This is a genomic window from Pseudomonas sp. ASL8, assembly GCF_056680355.1.
Genome location: NZ_CM155278.1, coordinates 1,209,192 through 1,226,534 on the forward strand (window position 1 = coordinate 1,209,192; position 17,343 = coordinate 1,226,534).

Annotated in this window: 18 protein-coding genes and 1 pseudogene; 16 read left to right on the forward strand and 3 right to left on the reverse strand. The window is 59.9% G+C overall.

Going from position 1 to position 17,343, the window contains the following annotated elements; translation table 11 throughout:
• Positions 1–20 precede the first annotated feature (20 nt).
• Positions 21–1,484 (forward strand): protein adenylyltransferase SelO, encoded by a 1,464-nt coding sequence (gene selO, locus AC1MEA_RS05380; RefSeq protein WP_480917045.1) that lies wholly within the window; start codon positions 21–23, stop codon positions 1,482–1,484.
• Here the strand turns inward: selO and AC1MEA_RS05385 are convergent.
• Positions 1,423–2,262 carry a hypothetical protein gene (locus tag AC1MEA_RS05385; RefSeq protein WP_480917046.1) on the reverse strand — a complete coding sequence of 280 codons (840 nt, stop codon included), beginning with the start codon at positions 2,260–2,262 and terminating at the stop codon, positions 1,423–1,425. The two genes, selO and AC1MEA_RS05385, sit on opposite strands and share 62 nt — an antisense overlap.
• A 105-nt stretch (positions 2,263–2,367) precedes the next feature.
• Complete coding sequence (locus AC1MEA_RS05390; RefSeq protein ID WP_480917047.1) at positions 2,368–2,814, reverse strand: hypothetical protein; 447 nt, start codon at positions 2,812–2,814, stop codon at positions 2,368–2,370.
• Between the two features lie 459 nt (positions 2,815–3,273).
• Between AC1MEA_RS05390 and trxC the strand changes: the two genes are divergently transcribed.
• Entirely contained in the window at positions 3,274–3,708 is a 435-nt protein-coding gene (trxC, locus tag AC1MEA_RS05395) for a thioredoxin TrxC (protein ID WP_219064475.1), read from the forward strand.
• Positions 3,709–3,839: 131 nt separating this feature from the next.
• Positions 3,840–4,226 (forward strand): annotated as a pseudogene (locus AC1MEA_RS05400) (PAAR domain-containing protein); the annotation flags it as partial.
• Positions 4,227–4,254: 28 nt separating this feature from the next.
• On the opposite strand, the gene AC1MEA_RS05405 reads toward AC1MEA_RS05400, so the two are convergent.
• Positions 4,255–5,034, reverse strand: coding sequence for a ParA family protein (locus tag AC1MEA_RS05405; RefSeq protein ID WP_219064476.1), 780 nt, complete (start codon positions 5,032–5,034; stop codon positions 4,255–4,257).
• Between the two features lie 347 nt (positions 5,035–5,381).
• Here AC1MEA_RS05405 and AC1MEA_RS05410 point away from each other — a divergent pair, with 347 nt between their 5' ends.
• From AC1MEA_RS05410 to AC1MEA_RS05470, 13 genes are read left to right on the forward strand one after another with little or no spacing between them, the layout of a single operon-like run.
• Positions 5,382–6,128 carry a beta-ketoacyl synthase chain length factor gene (locus tag AC1MEA_RS05410; protein ID WP_480917048.1) on the forward strand — a complete coding sequence of 249 codons (747 nt, stop codon included), beginning with the start codon at positions 5,382–5,384 and terminating at the stop codon, positions 6,126–6,128.
• Positions 6,104–6,916: a lysophospholipid acyltransferase family protein gene (locus tag AC1MEA_RS05415; protein WP_449634357.1), complete on the forward strand. Its 813-nt coding sequence runs from the start codon at positions 6,104–6,106 to the stop codon at positions 6,914–6,916. The genes AC1MEA_RS05410 and AC1MEA_RS05415 overlap by 25 nt, the downstream gene beginning before the upstream one ends.
• Positions 6,891–7,151, forward strand: coding sequence for a phosphopantetheine-binding protein (locus AC1MEA_RS05420; RefSeq protein ID WP_219064478.1), 261 nt, complete (start codon positions 6,891–6,893; stop codon positions 7,149–7,151). Before AC1MEA_RS05415 ends, AC1MEA_RS05420 begins: the two co-directional genes overlap by 26 nt.
• Positions 7,152–7,160: 9 nt before the next feature.
• Entirely contained in the window at positions 7,161–7,415 is a 255-nt protein-coding gene (locus AC1MEA_RS05425; protein WP_219064479.1) for an acyl carrier protein, read from the forward strand.
• The gene (locus AC1MEA_RS05430) at positions 7,412–7,957 is read left to right on the forward strand and encodes a COG4648 family protein (RefSeq protein ID WP_480917049.1); all 546 of its coding nucleotides are present in this window, start codon (positions 7,412–7,414) and stop codon (positions 7,955–7,957) included. Before AC1MEA_RS05425 ends, AC1MEA_RS05430 begins: the two co-directional genes overlap by 4 nt.
• Positions 7,954–9,633, forward strand: coding sequence for an ApeI family dehydratase (locus AC1MEA_RS05435; RefSeq protein ID WP_480917050.1), 1,680 nt, complete (start codon positions 7,954–7,956; stop codon positions 9,631–9,633). The genes AC1MEA_RS05430 and AC1MEA_RS05435 overlap by 4 nt, the downstream gene beginning before the upstream one ends.
• On the forward strand, positions 9,626–10,363 hold the full coding sequence (locus AC1MEA_RS05440) for a glycosyltransferase family 2 protein (protein ID WP_219064482.1): 738 nt from the start codon (positions 9,626–9,628) through the stop codon (positions 10,361–10,363). The genes AC1MEA_RS05435 and AC1MEA_RS05440 overlap by 8 nt, the downstream gene beginning before the upstream one ends.
• Positions 10,356–11,306 (forward strand): LpxL/LpxP family acyltransferase, encoded by a 951-nt coding sequence (locus AC1MEA_RS05445; RefSeq protein ID WP_480917051.1) that lies wholly within the window; start codon positions 10,356–10,358, stop codon positions 11,304–11,306. Before AC1MEA_RS05440 ends, AC1MEA_RS05445 begins: the two co-directional genes overlap by 8 nt.
• Positions 11,287–12,834, forward strand: coding sequence for an HAL/PAL/TAL family ammonia-lyase (locus AC1MEA_RS05450; RefSeq protein ID WP_480917052.1), 1,548 nt, complete (start codon positions 11,287–11,289; stop codon positions 12,832–12,834). The genes AC1MEA_RS05445 and AC1MEA_RS05450 overlap by 20 nt, the downstream gene beginning before the upstream one ends.
• Positions 12,824–13,249 carry an acyl-CoA thioesterase gene (locus AC1MEA_RS05455; RefSeq protein ID WP_480917053.1) on the forward strand — a complete coding sequence of 142 codons (426 nt, stop codon included), beginning with the start codon at positions 12,824–12,826 and terminating at the stop codon, positions 13,247–13,249. The genes AC1MEA_RS05450 and AC1MEA_RS05455 overlap by 11 nt, the downstream gene beginning before the upstream one ends.
• Positions 13,246–13,848: an outer membrane lipoprotein carrier protein LolA gene (locus AC1MEA_RS05460; protein ID WP_480917054.1), complete on the forward strand. Its 603-nt coding sequence runs from the start codon at positions 13,246–13,248 to the stop codon at positions 13,846–13,848. The genes AC1MEA_RS05455 and AC1MEA_RS05460 overlap by 4 nt, the downstream gene beginning before the upstream one ends.
• Entirely contained in the window at positions 13,832–16,186 is a 2,355-nt protein-coding gene (locus AC1MEA_RS05465) for an MMPL family transporter (RefSeq protein ID WP_480917055.1), read from the forward strand. Before AC1MEA_RS05460 ends, AC1MEA_RS05465 begins: the two co-directional genes overlap by 17 nt.
• Positions 16,183–17,343 (forward strand): cation:proton antiporter, encoded by a 1,161-nt coding sequence (locus AC1MEA_RS05470; RefSeq protein ID WP_480917056.1) that lies wholly within the window; start codon positions 16,183–16,185, stop codon positions 17,341–17,343. Before AC1MEA_RS05465 ends, AC1MEA_RS05470 begins: the two co-directional genes overlap by 4 nt.

Consider the following 17,343-nt stretch of genomic DNA (forward strand, 5'->3'; position numbering starts at 1 on the left):
CATTCTGCTGGAGGTGGCCCTTGAAAGCCCTCGACGAACTGACCTTCGACAACCGTTTCGCCCGCCTGGGGGACGCGTTCTCCACTTCGGTGCTGCCTGAGCCTATCGCTGATCCGCGCCTGGTAGTCGCAAGTACTGCCGCCTTGGCGCTGCTTGATCTCGATCCGGCACAGGCCGAACTGCCGGTCTTCGCCGAAATCTTCAGTGGGCACAAACTCTGGGCCGACGCCGATGCGAGGGCCATGGTGTATTCAGGTCACCAGTTCGGCGCCTACAACCCACGGTTGGGCGATGGTCGTGGCCTGCTGTTGGGCGAGGTTTACAACGACGCTGGCGAACATTGGGACTTGCACCTCAAGGGCGCCGGGCAGACCCCTTACTCACGCATGGGCGATGGCCGGGCGGTATTGCGCTCATCGATCCGCGAGTTTCTGGCCTCTGAAGCCTTGCACGCACTGGGCATCCCCAGCAGTCGAGCCGCGTGCGTGATCGGCTCAAGCACGCCGGTATGGCGGGAGAAGCAGGAGCGCGCAGCCATGGTCCTGCGCCTGGCGCCGAGCCATATCCGCTTCGGCAGTTTCGAGTACTTCTTCTACACCAAGCAGCCGGAACGCCTGAAAGAGCTGGGCGAGCATGTGCTGGCGATGCACTTTCCCGAATGCCTGGAACAGCCTGAGCCGTACCTGGCGATGTTCCGGACAATCGTCGAACGCAACGCCGAGTTGATCGCCAAGTGGCAAGCCTACGGTTTCTGCCACGGCGTCATGAACACCGACAACATGTCGATTCTGGGCATCACTTTCGACTTCGGGCCGTTTGCCTTCCTCGATGACTTCGACCAGAACTTCATCTGCAACCACTCCGATCACGAAGGTCGTTACTCCTTCAGCAATCAGGTGCCCATCGGCCAATGGAACCTCAGCGCCCTCGCTCAAGCCCTGACACCGTTCATCAGTGTCGAAGCCCTGCGTGAAGCCCTCGGTCTGTTCCTGCCGTTGTACCAGGCTCACTACCTGGACCTGATGCGCCGCAGGCTGGGCCTGACCCGTGCCGAAGACGGCGACACCCAACTGATCGAGCGCCTGCTCAAACTGATGCAGAACAGCGGCGTCGACTACACCCTGTTCTTCCGTCGACTGGGCGATGAGCCCGCCGCCCTGGCCTCCACCCGCCTACGCGATGACTTTGTCGACATCAAAGGCTTCGATGCCTGGGCCACTGACTATCAGGCGCGAATCGCCCGTGAAGACAATGGCACCGAGCAACAACGCCAAGCACGCATGCACGCGGTCAACCCGGTCTATATCTTGCGCAACTATCTGGCACAAAAAGCCATCGACGCCGCCGAAGACGGCAACTATGAAGAAGTGCGCCGCCTGCACACCGTGCTGAGCAACCCCTTCGAAGAGCAGCCCGGCATGGCTAACTACGCAGAACGGCCGCCGGAGTGGGGGAAACATCTGGAGATAAGCTGTTCATCCTGAGGCCCGGGACGGTGGGGCCAGACTCTTTTTCAGGCAGTTGTATATTTGCCAGGACTTCGAACAGGGTGAGGAGACGGTCGTCCTCGGTGTTTTGAACACCCCCGCCCTCGCTGATCCTGCCCAGCAGGCGGGTCTCATAATCGCCCGGGTATTGAGCCTGCTCGATAGGGGGTAATGATTTGTAGTGGGACAGCACTTCAAACAATATCGCAGGCGTATGTGCGTTACCCGTCCGGTTGTACTCGTCCATTGCTTGAGCCGCTACTTTCTTGCTCCACTCCTGCGTCATGTCTTGTATTCCATACCAGGCAGCTCGCCTCTCGTTCACGGTATAAGAACCCGCGTCATCGTATGCAATCAGGCTCAACTGCTCCCTTGTTAATTCAACGAAAGGGTTTTTAGCGCCGGTATCCCATATAGCGGTGCGGGTCACATAGTCCGTAGCCTGCTTGGCTCTCGCCAACAATCCTGGGTCATGGGTATCGGGCACCTCGGCATCGTGCGTAGCCTTATTGGCATGGTAGATCTCGCCAGAAAATTGACCTCTCAACGTTCTGGCCAGATCACTAAGCTGGCTGCGGCTAAAATCTTTATCCCTTGTCTCTGCACGCGCCGAGCTTTCGCTGAGCTGACGAGAAAGCGTTGATAGCTCAACGGTATCGGCCGCTGCAGTCGCGGAGTTGATGGGACTCGTGGGGGGTATTGGAGTTATTACTGTCTTGACGGGGCCCGTTCCCGCGAGTGCCCCTGTAACCGAAACGCTTATATTATTGATCATTTGCACATTCCTACCCATCGATAGAGCAACAAGCGAGAGCAGCCCTTACTCGACGAAGGAAAATCTTCATCGAGCAGGAACACAAGAGATCTGACGACAAACGTGTTATTTCATTGTGAACTCAACCGCCCACGCATGAGTCGAGAAGTTGACGGCGGTAATTTTTACATCACACCGAGCCCCACCGCTGGCGACTGCATTTTTGTTCCACTTCGGCAGTTCAACACCCCGCACACGAGACTTCAGATACGTGGTTGTAAACTGACAAATTTTTGAACCCATCTGATAATGTAAGACCGCATAGTTAACATCTGGCGAACGATTACTTTGCACGGTAAAAGTATTTAACTTTCCCGCCTCCACTTGACCTTCAGGGGTGGGCGAAGCATTCGCCTTGGTGCCGGCCCCATTTTTGCCCACAGCACTGTAGATCGCCGCCGCTGTGCCGTTATTTTTAAAAGTAACACTGACCGCCGGCCCGGCCTGCGCTGCGGCAGAAACAGTGACAGCCGCTAGCATGGCCGAGAAAACGATGGGATTAATAATGTGCATAGTGATAGTCCATTTTGAGTCGAGGTTATTATTTTTATATTAAAAACCGAGCACTGCTTATTCATTAATTAATAGGGAGCTATATAGGGCCTCGACACTTATACGTAGACGCTTATTCAAGAAAGACAACAGATTGATTGCTGTTGCCAGAGACTATCGAGCTCGATTGCCGGGCACCACTCCCTGAACGGGTAGTTGACAATCCCACAGGCGCAAGCATCTGAAAACTGTAGGAGCAGGCTTGCCTGCGATCAACTGCACAGCAGTCGTAAAATGGTTGAACTCATTATTGCAGGAAGATCCTTCAGGCCGGTCGCGCCCCCGGTCATCCCTACAGACTTCCGAAAACTCATCGCCTATATTTCAATCACTTAGATCTTTTCTAATAAAAGCCGACTTGATTCTCGACGCCAGCATCACCATTTATCTCAAATGCACACACTGCCAACGGAGCCTCCCATGCCAGACCCACTCCTGATCCCCTGCCCGCATTGCAACGGGCTCAATCGCATCCCGGCCGACCGCCTTGGCGATCAGCCTAAATGTGGGCGCTGCAAGGCGCAGGTAGTGCTGAGCAAGCCTTTCGAACTCACTCAGGGCGACTACGCCAGTCAGATCAAAGGCGATCTGCCGCTGTTGGTTGACGTGTGGGCGGCGTGGTGTGGCCCGTGCAAGTCTTTTGCACCCGTCTTCGAACAAGCGGCCAGTCAGCTGTCCGGTCGCTGCCGGCTCGCCAAGCTGGACAGTGAGGCCAACCAGCAGTTGTCGGCTCAGCTAGGCATTCGTTCTATCCCCAGCTTGATCCTGTTCAAGAACGGCCAGGAAGTCGCGCGTCAAAGCGGCGCCTTTCCTCTACCACAGCTACTGGCCTGGTTGAAAAGCCAAGGGATCTAGACGTTGTTCAGCTGCGGCACACCTGCTGACTTTTCTGTAGGGCGATTCCGAAACAGGGTTTTCCAGCACCTGCCGCCGCATTTTACTACTAGCCTTCCTTACTCAACTTGAACGATGGGTAAGGACTATCTATGACGTTTGTCATCAGGGAAGGTGATCTCACTACCACGGACGGTTTTGTCATAGCGGCTTCCGCCAAGGCAATCGTGTTGCTGCGCAAACTGGCGAGGATGGGCGACCCCGTATGGTGCCCGGCGTGCGATAGCGTCGGTTACATCGCCCAAGGCAATCCAACCTATGTTGACGAGTATGTCGCGGTGGCAACCCACGGCCAATTGGTCCAGTGCGGCTGCACAGTGGGCAGCCATCGATTATTGGCGACACAAGACAGCTTTCAAGCCGATATGGAGGCGACGATTCCTATCCCGGCAGACCTCGCCGAAGCCGCGCGGATGACCGCTGAACAATGGTCCCGTGCCATCCACGACGGCTCATCACGCGAGAAGTTGTTTTCGCCTCTGCGGCAACCCTCCAGCGCGGCATACGTCAGCGCTGAGCACCCGACTCCAGCAGGTCGTGCAGATCGACGAACTGCTGGGTCAACTTGTGCCGTGGCTCGAGATGGATCAACGGGATGTTGGCCTGATGCGACTCACGCATCTTCACCGAACTGTTGAGGTAAACCGGTAACACCGGCAAACCTTCAGCGATCAACTCATCAAGGATTTGCTGCGGCAGGCTGGCGCGGGACTGGAATTGGTTGACGATGATGCCTTCCACCTCCAGGCCCTCGTTGTGATCCTCCTTCAGTTCTTCGATTTCCTTGAGCAGGCCATACAGCGCCTGACGCGAAAAACTGTCGCAGTCAAAAGGGATCAACACTCTGTCGGCGGCAATCAGCGCCGAAACCGCGTAAAAATTCAGCGCAGGCGGTGTATCCAGGTAAATCCGGTCGTAATCCTCGTCCAGTTCATCAAGGAGTTTTCGCAACTTGTTGATCTTGTGCTTGGCCTCAAGCTTGGGCTGCAAGTCGGCCAGTTCTGCCGTGGCGGTCACCACGTGCAGGTTGTCGAAGGGCGTTTCATAGATATCGACCTTGTTCTTCTTGGCAAACGGACCTGATGACAGGGTTTGCTTGAAGAAATCGGCGATGCCCATCGGAATATCGTCGCCGGTCAAACCGGTGAGGTACTGCGTCGAGTTGGCCTGGGCATCAAGATCGATCAACAGCGTCCGATACCCTTCGTGAGCGCTGACTGCCGCCAGGTTGCAGGCGATACTGGACTTACCCACTCCGCCTTTCTGATTGAACACCACGCGCCGCATGAATAGACCTCCTTGGTTCTGTAAATGGCCTTGATGAATGGGCCCGATGAATGGACCCGAGTCTAAGCAAAGCGGGTGACAAGGGCGAGCGCTTCATCTAAAGAGACGCTGATAACGGACTTAGGCTTACATAATTAATAGCGATTTTCCTACACTGGAAAGTCGAAATTAAAAATGCATAACGAAGGAACTATTTGTCTAAATAATCTATTCGCAACAGCATTTGCTACTCATCAGCCCCATCGGGATAATGCGCGCCTCTCGGCTAAAGCGCCTCACCCGAATGGGTGCCGTTTCGGCGAACAATACCCAAATGGGTGTTGTCTCGGAAAACCGCAGCGAAAGGCATGCCCGCAGGGGCGGGAAGAAAACTCGTGATCACGTTCAACATCGCACAATGGCGCGCCTGGGCCCCCGGCCTGGAAACGGTCGAGGACTGGCAACAATGGAGCCTGAGTCCATCCCTTTTAGACAGTGGGGATGCGGCGCCTGACGTCTCGTTTTTGCCCGCCATGCAGCGCAGACGCTTGAGTCGGCTGGCGCGGATGGCTTTCAGCGTTGGCTGGCCGTTGGCCGAAGGCATTGAGCCGCTTCCGCTGGTGTTCGTCTCGCGCCACGGTGAAACCCCGCGCACCCTCGACATCCTCACCGACCTGGCCGCCAATCAGCCGCTGTCGCCCACCCAGTTCAGCCTCTCGGTGCACAATGCCGTGATTGGCCTGTGGTCGATCATGCGCGGTGAAACCAGTGAGATGACGGCGCTGGCCGCAGCCGGTGATGGCCTGGAGCACGGTATCATCGAAGCCGTTGCCCTGCTGGCCGAGGGCTCGCCAGCCGTGCTGCTGATCATCACGGAAGAACAACCACCCGCCGCTTATGCCGACTGGATCGAGGACGTGCCCTTTCCCTACGCGGTCGGGCTACTGCTGACCCCTGGCACCGACTGGCAGTTGTGCCTGAGCACTGGCAGCGAAAGCCTGCCCCGCCCGGAATGGCCGCACGCCCTCAACCTGTTGCGCACGTTAGCGAGCGAGCAGACCACCTGCCAACATTCATGGAAAAACCGACTGTGGACCTGGCAACGGACCCGCTGAGCAAACGCCGCGACGCCTATTATTGGCGTCTGCTGGCGACCGCCCTGAGCTTTGCCCTTTTCGGGGTGGTCGGCCTGTGCCTGCGATTGGTGTTTTTCCCTTTGTTGAGCTGCCTGCCCGGCGATGTGCAACGCCATCGGTCGCGTGCCCGGCGCACGATCGGCTGGCTGCTCTGGCGGTTCATCCGATTTATGGCGCGCACTGGCGTGCTGACCTATGACGTCCAGGGCGCGGAAAAACTCGGCCGCCCAGGCCAGATGATCATTGCCAACCATCCGTCGCTGATCGACGTGGTGTTTCTGATCGGGTTGGTGCGCGATGCCAATTGCGTGGTCAAACAGAGTCTGTGGCAGAACCCCTTTACCCGGGGGCCGGTGCGCTCCGCCGATTACATCAGCAATGATGGCAGCATGGAGATGCTCGATGCTGCCGCAGACGCTCTACACAGCGGGCAGACACTCATTATTTTCCCGGAAGGCACGCGCACCACACCGGGGCAGGTGCCTGCCTTTCATCGTGGCGGAGCCTCAATCGCACTGCGAGGTGCGAAACTCATTACCCCGGTGACGATCCAAGTCAATCCCAGCACCCTGACTAAAGCCCAACCCTGGTATCGCATCCCGAAGCGCCGTGCGCACTTCAGTTTGCGCGTCGGGGCCGATATAGATCCACAAGCCTTTGCTGTGCTTGGCCCGGCCCCAATAGCCTCGCGCAAGCTCAACGATTATCTGCATCAGTACTTCATTAAGGAGCTCGCCAAAGATGAGCGATCTGCACCTGGAAATTAAACAGCTGATTATCGATGCCCTGGGCCTCGAAGACATCAGCACCCATGACATCGGCAACGATCAGATCCTGTTCGGCGAAGGCCTTGGCCTGGATTCGGTAGACGCCCTGGAACTGGGCCTGGCGATTCAGAAACGCTATGGCATCAAGATCGACGCCGACGCCAAAGACACCCGTAATCACTTCACCAGCGTGGACAGCCTTGCGGCGTTCGTCAGCGCCAGACAAGCGGCCTGAGGAATAACAATGCAAACCCGTGAAGACATCTTCGACACCCTGCGCAGTGCGCTGGTTGAGCTGTTCGAACTTGAGCCTGAGCGAGTCAACCTGCAAGCCAACCTGTACCAGGACCTGGAAATTGACAGCATTGATGCCGTGGACCTGATCGACCACATCAAACGCAAGACCGGCAAGAAAATCGCCGCTGAAGACTTCAAAGCCGTACGCACCGTCAACGATGTGGTCGAGGCGGTTTACCGCCTGGTCAATCCGGCCGCATGAGTCGGCTGATCGCCCTTGGCCTGCTGTTGGCTGGAGTGCTTTACCCCTTTGCGGTGTATTTCGGCATTGAGCATTTCGCCCCCTGGCAGTTCGCCTTGCTGCTCGGCGGGCTGTGGCTGGCGCGAGCGCTGACGGACAAGCGTCGCCCTGGCAGCGTGCTGACGGCCGTTGTCGCCCTGGGTTTTTGCCTGCTGCTGGGGCTGTTTAACAGCCCGTTATTACTGCGCTGGTACCCGGTGCTCGTCAGCGGATTCATGTTGAGTTTGTTCGGCCTCAGCCTGATCTATGGCCCACCCGTCATCGAGCGATTGGCACGCCTGAGCGAGCCTGACTTGCCCGAGATCGCGGTCCGCTACACCCGACAGGTGACCCAGGTCTGGAGCCTGTTTTTTCTGTGTAATGGCCTGCTCGCAGCGGCGTTGACCCTGTGGGCGCCATTGAGTTGGTGGACGCTGTACAACGGCTTGATCGCTTATGGCCTGATGGGCCTGCTGTTTGCCGGTGAATGGCTGTTGCGTCAACGTGTAAGAGGTCGCGCATGAATTGGATACCACTTGAGCACCTGTTGCTCGAGGCTTTGCCGGCCCGCGAACTGACGATGGCCCCCGCTCTGGATCATGCCCGTTTCTGCGAGCAGGCCCTGAGCGTTGCCGCCGGTCTGCAGGCCCGAGGCGTCAAGCGCCTTGCGCTGCATCTGGACGACGCCGGTCAGTTGGCCGTGGCCTTGTTCGGCGCATGGCGTGCCGGTGTCAGCGTGCTATTGCCCGCCGATCTGCAAGCACACACCCGCGAGCGCTGGTCGAACGACGTCGACCTGTGGCTCAGCGATCAAGTGGGCGACACGCACCTGGATGAATTGCACGCCGCGCCGCTATCGCCTGCCGCGTTGGACCTCGACACCTGTCGCCTGAGCCTGTGCACGTCAGGTTCCAGTGGCGAACCGAAGCTGATCGAAAAACGCCTGCGACAGTTAGCCAATGAAGTTGAAGCGCTGGAAGCGCTGTGGGGCGCCGACCTTGGCACGTCCTGCATCATCGGCAGCGTTGCCACCCAGCATATTTACGGCTTGCTGTTCCGGGTGCTGTGGCCGCTGTGTGCCGGACGCAGTTTTGTGCGCAAGCAGCTGCCATTCCCCGAAGATTTGCAGCGAACCAGTCGCGAACATCCGGCATTTGCCTGGGTCGCCAGCCCGGCGCTGCTCAAGCGCATGGGCGACAACCTCGATTGGCCGGCCTTGAGCAGCGTGCGCCGCGTGTTCTCTTCGGGCGGAGCGCTGCCCGCCGAAGCCGCACGCAGCTTGCAGCAGCGTTTGGGTCAATGGCCAACCGAAATCCTCGGCAGCTCGGAAACCGGCGGCATCGCCTGGCGTCAGGGCGATAACCTGTGGCAGGGTTTTGAAGGCGTGCAACTGAGCCAGGACAGCGACGGCGCCCTGCTGATCGAGTCCCCTTACTTGCCTGCTGGCCATGTCGAACACACGGCCGACGCCGCGCGTTTCAGCGCTGACGGACGTTTCGAATTGCTCGGCCGGCTGGACCGCATCGTCAAGCTTGAAGAAAAGCGTATTTCCTTGCCGCAACTGGAACACGCACTGGCAACCCATGAGTGGGTCAATGAAGTGCGTCTGGGCGTGGTTCAAGAGAACCGGGCGTCCCTCGGCGCGTTGGTGGTTCTCAGCGAAAGCGGTCTGCATGCCTTGCGCAATCAAGGCCGACGTACGCTGACCGAGCAACTGCGCCAGCATTTGCGCCCGTATTGCGAGGCCATCGCCCTGCCGAGACGTTGGCGGCTGCTGCGTCAGCTGCCGCTCAACGCCCAAGGCAAACTGCCACAGGCCGAGGTCGAAATCCTGTTGCTCGCCGCGCGCCCCAAAGAAGCGGAACTGCTCAGCCAGCAGCAGGTTGACGGCGAGTGGCGACTTGACTTGATGATTCCTCCAGACCTGGCTTATTTCAGCGGACACTTCCCGCAAACCCCGGTACTGCCGGGCGTGGTGCAGGTCGATTGGGCGCTGAGCCTGGGCCGGCGCCTGCTGGACCTGCCACCGAGGTTTGCAGGCATGGAAGTGTTGAAGTTCCAGCAACTGGTGCGCCCGGGCGATCAGGTTGCGCTGACCCTGCGTTTCGATGCCGAGCGCAGCAAACTGTATTTTGCCTACCGCAACACAGAAGCCGCCTGCTCCAGTGGCCGTATCGTGCTGGAGGCTGCACATGCATAACCCTTGCGCGGTGATCCCGGTTTATGACCACGAACGGACAGTGTCCGCCGTCGTGCATGAACTGCTGAAGGCGGGTCTACCCTGTGTGCTGGTCGACGACGGCAGCAGCCCGAGTTGTGCGGCGGTGCTGCAAGCGCTGGCCGGAGAAGAGAACGTCTATCTGGTGCGCCTGCCCATCAACCAAGGCAAAGGTGGCGCGGTAATGACAGGTTTCCGCGAAGCCGCACGCCTGGGTTTCAGTCATGCGCTGCAAGTGGATGCCGACGGCCAGCATGACCTGAGCGACGTATCACTGTTTCTCGACGCCTCGCGCCGCGCCCCCGAAGCGGTGATTTGCGGCTATCCGCAGTACGACGCCAGCGTGCCCAAGGTTCGCCTGTATGCACGCTACCTGACCCACTTCTGGGTCTGGGTCAACAGCCTGTCGTTACAGATCCGCGATTCAATGTGTGGCTTCCGGCTCTACCCCCTGGCACCGACTATCAAGCTGATCGACTCGGTCCAGGTGGGCAAGCGGATGGACTTCGACTCGGACATCCTGGTGCGCCTGTCCTGGCGCAATCAGCCGATGCGCTGGCTGCCGACCCGTGTTCATTACCCGCTGGACGGGGTGTCGCACTTCCGGCTGTTCCGCGACAACGTACTGATCACGAAAATGCACACCAAACTGTTCTTCGGCATGTTGGTGCGCATGCCGCTGATCCTGTGGCGACGGTGGCGACATGAGTGAGCCGACGAACGAAGCCAAAAAACATTGGGCCGCCCATCAGGAGCGTGGCAGTTTTCTGCTGATGAAACTGATGGCCTGGGGTGTGCGTCATTTCGGGCGACGCCTGCTGACTCCGGTGCTGTACGGCATCGTCCTGTACTTCTTCGTGTTTGGCCCAGGTGCCCGACAGAGTGCCCAGCAATACCAGCAGTACCTGGCCAGCTGGAGCGGACAATCGACCCTACGCCCTACCCGCCGGAGCGTGTTCAAGCAGTTCATGGCCTTCGCCGATGCACTGCTGGACAAGCTCGACGTATGGAACGGCAAGCTCACGCTGGACCAGATCACGATTATCGATCACGACTTGCTGCGCAACCAGTTGCGCAGTGGGCGCGGGCAAATGCTGGTCGGCACCCACCTGGGCAATCTCGAAGTCTGCCGCGCGCTGGCCGAGCTGGGTGAACGGGTCACCATGAACGTGCTGGTGCACACCAAGCACGCTGAACGCTTCAATCGCCTGTTGGGTGAAGCAGGCGCCACCAATCTGCGCCTGATTCAGGTCAGCGAGCTGAACCCGGTGATCATGCTGCAATTGAGCCAACGCCTGGATAACGGTGAATGGCTGGCCATCGCTGGCGACCGCGTCCCCCTGCATGGCGGGCGCAATGTACGGGTGGATTTCCTTGGCCACCCCGCCGCTTTCCCACAGGGCCCATGGCTGTTGGCGGGCTTGCTGCAATGCCCGATCAATCTGATTTTCTGCCTGAAGGGCGCCAGCGGTTATCGCGTCATTCTCGAACCTTTCGCCGAGCGCATTAAATGGCGGCGCAGTGATCGCGAGCAGGTGGTCGCCGGACATGTCCAGCGCTATGCCGCACGCCTCGCCCATTATTGCCTTGAGGCACCACATCAGTGGTTCAACTTCTACTCATTCTGGAAGACCGATGACGATCCAAGCGCTTGAACCGGTAACCTTCGGCGAACAGCCGTTGCGTATTGAAGAGGTGCTGCTGCTGGCCAATCGCCAAGTGCCGACTCAGCTGCAAAACGACAGCGCATTTCGCCTGCGCATCGCCAAAGGCGCGCAATTTCTTGATTCCCTACTGGACAAGGAAGGCGTGATCTATGGCGTAACCACCGGTTATGGCGACTCCTGCGTCGTCGCGGTGCCGTTGCAGCACGTCGAAGCGCTGCCGCGTCACTTGTACACGTTCCACGGCTGCGGTCTCGGTAAAATGCTCGATGCACAAGCGACCCGAGCGGTACTCGCGGCGCGGTTGCAGTCGCTGTGCATGGGCGTTTCCGGGGTGCGCGTGGAGTTGCTGGAACGCCTCCAGGCCTTTATCGATCAAGACATCCTGCCGCTGATCCCGGAAGAAGGCTCGGTGGGCGCCAGCGGTGACCTGACGCCGCTGTCTTACGTGGCCGCGACCTTGTCCGGTGAGCGCGAAGTGATGTTCCGTGGCGAACGCCGCGCGGCCGCTGACGTGCACCGCGAGCTGGGCTGGGACCCGCTGGTCCTGCGCCCGAAAGAAGCGCTGGCCTTGATGAACGGCACCGCAGTCATGACCGGCCTCGCCTGCCTCGCCTTCGCCCGCGCCGATTACCTGCTGCAACTGGCGACCCGCATCACTGCGATGAACGTGGTGGCCTTGCAGGGCAATCCCGAGCATTTCGATGAGCGCCTGTTTGCCACCAAGCCACACCCAGGGCAGATGCAAGTCGCCGCCTGGTTGCGTCAGGACCTGGCCATCGATGCACCGACCGCGCCCTTGCACCGCTTGCAAGATCGCTATTCGCTGCGTTGCGCTCCCCATGTACTGGGCGTGTTGGCCGACAGCCTGAACTGGCTGCGCTCGTTCATCGAAATCGAGCTGAACAGCGCCAACGACAACCCGATCATTGACGCTGAAGCCGAGCGCGTGCTGCATGGCGGCCACTTCTATGGCGGCCATATCGCATTCGCCATGGACAGCCTCAAGACCCTGGTAGCCAACGTCGCCGACCTGCTGGATCGGCAACTGGCATTGCTGGTGGACGTGCGTTACAACCACGGCCTGCCCAGCAACCTGTCAGGCGCCAGCGCTGAGCGGGCGATGCTCAACCACGGGTTCAAGGCGGTGCAGATCGGCACCAGTGCCTGGACAGCCGAAGCCTTGAAAAACACCATGCCAGCCAGCGTGTTCTCGCGTTCCACCGAATGCCATAACCAGGACAAGGTCAGCATGGGCACCATCGCCGCCCGTGATGCGATCCGCGTACTGGAGCTGACCGAGCAAGTAGCCGCCGCCACCCTGCTCGCGGCCAATCAAGGTGTCTGGCTGCGCAGTCGGGTTGACGATGCTCGCCCCCTGCCGCCCGCGCTGGCAGCCATGCACGAGCAACTGAGCAAAGACTTCCCGCCCGTGATCGAAGACCGTGCGCTGGATGGCGAACTGCGCCTGTGCCTGCAGCGGATCGCCGACCGCCACTGGAGGCTGCATGCGCAGTAAGGGCGTGATCCACACTGACACCGAAATCCAGGTGCCGTTTTTCGACATCGACATGATGAACGTGGTCTGGCACGGCCATTACATCAAGTACCTGGAAATCGCCCGCTGTGCGCTGCTTGACCAACTGGACCACAACTACCAGCAAATGCTCGACTCCGGCTACGCGTGGCCGGTCATTGACCTGCAATTGCGCTATGTACGCGGCGCGGTGTTCGGCCAGAAGCTGAGCGTCCGCGCCAGTCTGGTGGAGTGGGAGAACCGCTTGAAGATCAACTACCTGATCAGCGACGCCATCACGGGCGAGCGCATGACCCGCGCCACCACGATTCAAGTGGCCGTGGAGATTGCCAGCCACGACATGCAACTGGCATCGCCCAAGGTGTTCACCGATGCCGTACAGAGAGCGTTGCCATGAACCGTCTTTGCCACCTGTTGTGCGCCGTTGCCCTGCTTGGCCTGTCATCGCTGGCTAACGCCTTCGACCTGCAACAACTGAGCACGCAACTGGGAAAACCCTCGGTGATCCACGGCGATTTCATTCAGGAAAAACACCTGCGCGCCCTGCCCCAGCCGCTGACCAGCAAGGGTAAATTCGTCCTCGCCAAGGACTATGGCCTGCTCTGGCTGCTGGCGACGCCGCTGAAACAGGATTATCGAATCAGCACCGTCGGGATTGCCCGCCGCGATGCCAACGGCTGGCAATTGCTGCCGAGCAAGAGCGCAGGCGCCGAGCAAAACCGGCTGTTCCTCGCCGTGCTGCAAGGCGACAGCAGTGGCCTGCAACGTGATTTCGACCTGCAACTGAAAGGCGATGCACAGGCGTGGCAACTGACCCTGACCCCGCGTTCATTGCTGCTGCAACAGGTGTTCAAGCAAATCAATATTGACGGCGGCGAGCTGGTTCAACGTATCGAGCTGCTTGAAACCCAGGGTGACAGCACCCTGCTGCGCATGATCAACAGCAGCGCCGCCAGCACCTTGAGCGATGCGGAGCACCATGACTTTGTTGACTAGACGCGAGTCGCTTGAACGCTGGATGCCACGCCTGTTCCTGGTGCTCTTGATGGCCATGCTGGCCCTGGCAGGCTGGCAATGGCGCAACGGTCCTCCGCTGTCGGCCAACTTGATGGAGCTGGTGCCCGGCTCAACCCCGGATGCCCTGGAACTGCGCGCAGAAGAGCGCATGCAGGAACCCCTCAACCGCGAGATGCTGGTGTTGGTTGGTCACGTGGATCGCCAGCACGCCATCGATCTGGCCCAACAGTTGGGCGAAAAATGGCAGGCCAGCGGGTTGTTCGAGAAGGTTCAATGGAACCTGCAAACCGACATCCCGGGGCTGCGCCAGCAATTGCTCCAGGGGCGACTGGCGATGTTGTCGCCCGCCGACCGCAGCGAGCTGATCGAGCAACCACAAGCGTTTATTCAGCAACGCGTGCAGAGCCTGTTCGACCCCTTCACCGGCTTCAGTCTGGTGCCCAGCCAGGATGACTGGCTCGGCCTGACCGGGCGCATTCAAAACAGCCAGCCACAGCATGGTTCCGTGCAGCTGGACCTCGGCAGTGGCGCGTTGATCGCCAACGCCGACGGTAAAAGCTGGGTGCTCCTGCGCGCACGAACCCAAGGCAATGCGTTCGACATGCACTTGCCACTGCAGGTCGCCGACCTGCTCAGTGCTGCGCGCGAACAAGCCCGCCAGGCGGACGCGCAATTGCTCGCTGCCAGCGGCTTGCTGTATGCCGCAGAAGGCCAACGCCAGGCCTCCCGGGAAATCACCTGGGTCGGCGGCGGCGCCACGCTGGGTATTTTGTTGTTGCTGCTGCTGGCATTTCGGCGCTGGCGCGTGCTGCTGGCGTTCGTGCCTGTGGTGGTGGGCATGTTATTCGGCGCGGTGGCCTGCGTGGCGCTGTTCGGCCACATGCACGTGATGACCCTGGTACTGGGTTCCAGCCTGATCGGGGTCGCGGTGGATTACCCGCTGCATTACCTGTCGAAAAGCTGGAGCATGAAAGCCTGGCGCAGCTGGCCAGCCTTGCGCCTGACCCTCTCGGGCTTGAGCCTGAGCCTGGCCACCAGTTGCATCGGCTATCTGGCCCTGGCCTGGACGCCTTTCCCGGCCCTGACCCAGATTGCGGTGTTCTCCGCTGCCGGGCTGGTCGGCGCCTATTTGACTGCGGTGTGCCTGCTGCCGGCGATGCTCAACAATATGGAACTGCGTCCGGCCACCTGGCCGCTGCGTATCGCTGAGTGTTTGTTGAGCATGCGTGAAGCCCTGCTCGGTCGCATCGGCACACCCGTGTTACTGGGGCTGCTGCTGGTATTCTGCGCCGCCGGGCTGTGGCAACTGACCAGCAAAAACGACATCCGCCAATGGATCAGCGCGCCGCCGCAATTGCTGGCGGAAGCCCAAACCATCGCCAGCATCACCGGCTATCAGCCAACCAGTCAGTTCTTCCTGGTGCGCGCCGCCGATCAGCAGCAATTGCTCGAACGGCAGACCGCGCTGAGCCAACGACTGGACCAACTGATCAGCCTCGACAAGTTGCAGGGCTACCTGGCGCTTAACCAATTGCTCAGTCCGCCCGAAGAGCAACGCCGCGTGCGCGATGCTCTGGGCAAACTGCCGTTGTATTGGCAGCCGCTGATTGAGTTGGGCGTACCGGCCAGTGCGCTGCAAGCAGAGCTGGCACGCTTGCAGGCATTACCGATTGAAGACATCGACATGGCGTTGGCCGGTCCTTTGGGCGAACCGTGGCGCGGGCTCTGGCTCGGGGCGACACCTGATGGCGTGGCGGGCATGGTCAGCCTGCAGGGCTTGAACAACCCGGCATTGTTACGCGTACAGGCGCTGGACCTTGAGGGCGTGCAACTGGTGGATCGTCTCGGCGACTTGAACAACGTGTTCGCCGCCACCCAAATCAGCGCTGCGGAGCTCAAGCTGTTGTCCTGTGGCCTGATCGTGTTGTTGTTGATTCTGCCCTTCGGTCTCAGTGGCGCCCTGCGGATCGTCGCCCTGCCACTGTTGGCGGCACTGTGCAGCCTGGCAAGCCTCGGCTGGCTGGGCCAGCCGCTGACCTTGTTCAGCCTGTTCGGGCTGCTCCTGGTCACGGCCATCAGCGTCGATTACGCGATCCTGATGCGTGAGCAGGTCGGCGGCGCGGCGGTCAGCCTGCTCGGCACCCTGCTCGCCGCTGTCACCACCTGGCTTTCGTTCGGCCTGCTGGCGGTGTCCAGCACGCCTGCGGTGAGCAACTTCGGCCTGTCCGTAAGCCTCGGCCTGGCCTTCAGCTTCATGCTCGCACCGTGGGCCGGTCGTCAACCGCATACCCCCGCCATCGCCGAGTCGGCAGCATGATGATCGCGCTGTTCTGGCTGCTGGCCTTGCTGATGTTTGCGCTGGCAACACGCCTGGGTCGCTACGTTGGCCTGATCCCCATCGTCAGCCAATTGTTGCTGGCGACGTTCGGCCTGCCGTTGCTGATGGTGTTCTGGATCGAGCCGCAGTGGCAACTCAGCGGCGCGCAACTGGTGGAGCCCGTTTGGTTGAAGACCCTGTATGGTCTGGGTTTCGCCCTCGTGCTTGGGCACATCCTCAGCGACGTGATCGAGCTGGACATGGACCGGCAAAGCCTGAAAATCGCCGTGCCGAGCTTTTGCGTGCCCTTCTGCTGCGGGCTGGCGTGCGCGTTCTGGCTGCTGCCGGAGCAAGCGTGGCTAAGTTCGCTGGCGGTCGGCCTGGTGTTCGCAATCACGGCGATTCCCGTGTTGTTTTTATACCTGCACCACATCGACTATCCACCTGCGGCGACCCGACGTCTGGTGCAGACTGCGATCCTGATCGACCTGACCTGCTGGAGCCTGTTCGCCATCGCCCAAGGCAGCCTGCACCTGAGCAGCCTGTTGCTGCCGCTGCTGGGCGCCTGCGTTCCGTTGCTCTTCAGGGTGCTGCGTCTACGCCAGCCAAGGGTCTACAGCCTGACCTTTTTCGCACTGCTGGTGGTCGCCGAGCACTACAAGCTCAACGCCCTGATCCTCGGTATCGGCTACCTGTTTTGCATGGCCTGGCTCAAACAGCCCTTCGTACTGCCGCTAAATCCCGAACTGTTCAAACGCCTGCAGAACACACTGGCAATCCCCATGATCCTGACGTTCGGGATCGTCCAGATCAATGTTCACAGCGCCGTGAGCAGCCTCAGCTGGCTGCAACTCTGCGCGCTGCTGGCGCTGCCGATTGCCAGTAAAGTGCTCGGCAACTGGCTTGGTCTGCGCTGGGCTACGCCGTCGTTTACTGGCGCAAGCCGTTGGCGTGAAAGCCTGCTGCTCAATATTCGCGGCTTGAGTGAGATCGTCTTCCTCAACCTGCTGCTGCAACAACAGCTGATCAGTCCGGCGCTGTACTTCGCGCTGATGCTGATGGGCTTGATCGCGACCCTGATGCCCGCATTCGCGGGCATGAACCGAATGATTGTCAAACCCGCCGAACAGGCAAGGAGCCCTTGTGCCAACAGCTGA

Bases quoted from the DNA above. Each gene is read 5' to 3' on its own strand.
- AC1MEA_RS05385 (WP_480917046.1), bottom strand. From the start codon at position 2,262: ATGATCAATAATATAAGCGTTTCGGTTACAGGGGCACTCGCGGGAACG.
- AC1MEA_RS05390 (WP_480917047.1), bottom strand. From the start codon at position 2,814: ATGCACATTATTAATCCCATCGTTTTCTCGGCCATGCTAGCGGCTGTC.
- trxC (WP_219064475.1), top strand. From the start codon at position 3,274: ATGCCAGACCCACTCCTGATCCCCTGCCCGCATTGCAACGGGCTCAAT.
- AC1MEA_RS05405 (WP_219064476.1), bottom strand. From the start codon at position 5,034: ATGCGGCGCGTGGTGTTCAATCAGAAAGGCGGAGTGGGTAAGTCCAGT.
- AC1MEA_RS05410 (WP_480917048.1), top strand. From the start codon at position 5,382: ATGCCCGCAGGGGCGGGAAGAAAACTCGTGATCACGTTCAACATCGCA.
- AC1MEA_RS05420 (WP_219064478.1), top strand. From the start codon at position 6,891: ATGAGCGATCTGCACCTGGAAATTAAACAGCTGATTATCGATGCCCTG.
- AC1MEA_RS05425 (WP_219064479.1), top strand. From the start codon at position 7,161: ATGCAAACCCGTGAAGACATCTTCGACACCCTGCGCAGTGCGCTGGTT.
- AC1MEA_RS05430 (WP_480917049.1), top strand. From the start codon at position 7,412: ATGAGTCGGCTGATCGCCCTTGGCCTGCTGTTGGCTGGAGTGCTTTAC.
- AC1MEA_RS05435 (WP_480917050.1), top strand. From the start codon at position 7,954: ATGAATTGGATACCACTTGAGCACCTGTTGCTCGAGGCTTTGCCGGCC.
- AC1MEA_RS05440 (WP_219064482.1), top strand. From the start codon at position 9,626: ATGCATAACCCTTGCGCGGTGATCCCGGTTTATGACCACGAACGGACA.
- AC1MEA_RS05445 (WP_480917051.1), top strand. From the start codon at position 10,356: ATGAGTGAGCCGACGAACGAAGCCAAAAAACATTGGGCCGCCCATCAG.
- AC1MEA_RS05450 (WP_480917052.1), top strand. From the start codon at position 11,287: ATGACGATCCAAGCGCTTGAACCGGTAACCTTCGGCGAACAGCCGTTG.
- AC1MEA_RS05455 (WP_480917053.1), top strand. From the start codon at position 12,824: ATGCGCAGTAAGGGCGTGATCCACACTGACACCGAAATCCAGGTGCCG.
- AC1MEA_RS05460 (WP_480917054.1), top strand. From the start codon at position 13,246: ATGAACCGTCTTTGCCACCTGTTGTGCGCCGTTGCCCTGCTTGGCCTG.
- AC1MEA_RS05465 (WP_480917055.1), top strand. From the start codon at position 13,832: ATGACTTTGTTGACTAGACGCGAGTCGCTTGAACGCTGGATGCCACGC.
- AC1MEA_RS05470 (WP_480917056.1), top strand. From the start codon at position 16,183: ATGATGATCGCGCTGTTCTGGCTGCTGGCCTTGCTGATGTTTGCGCTG.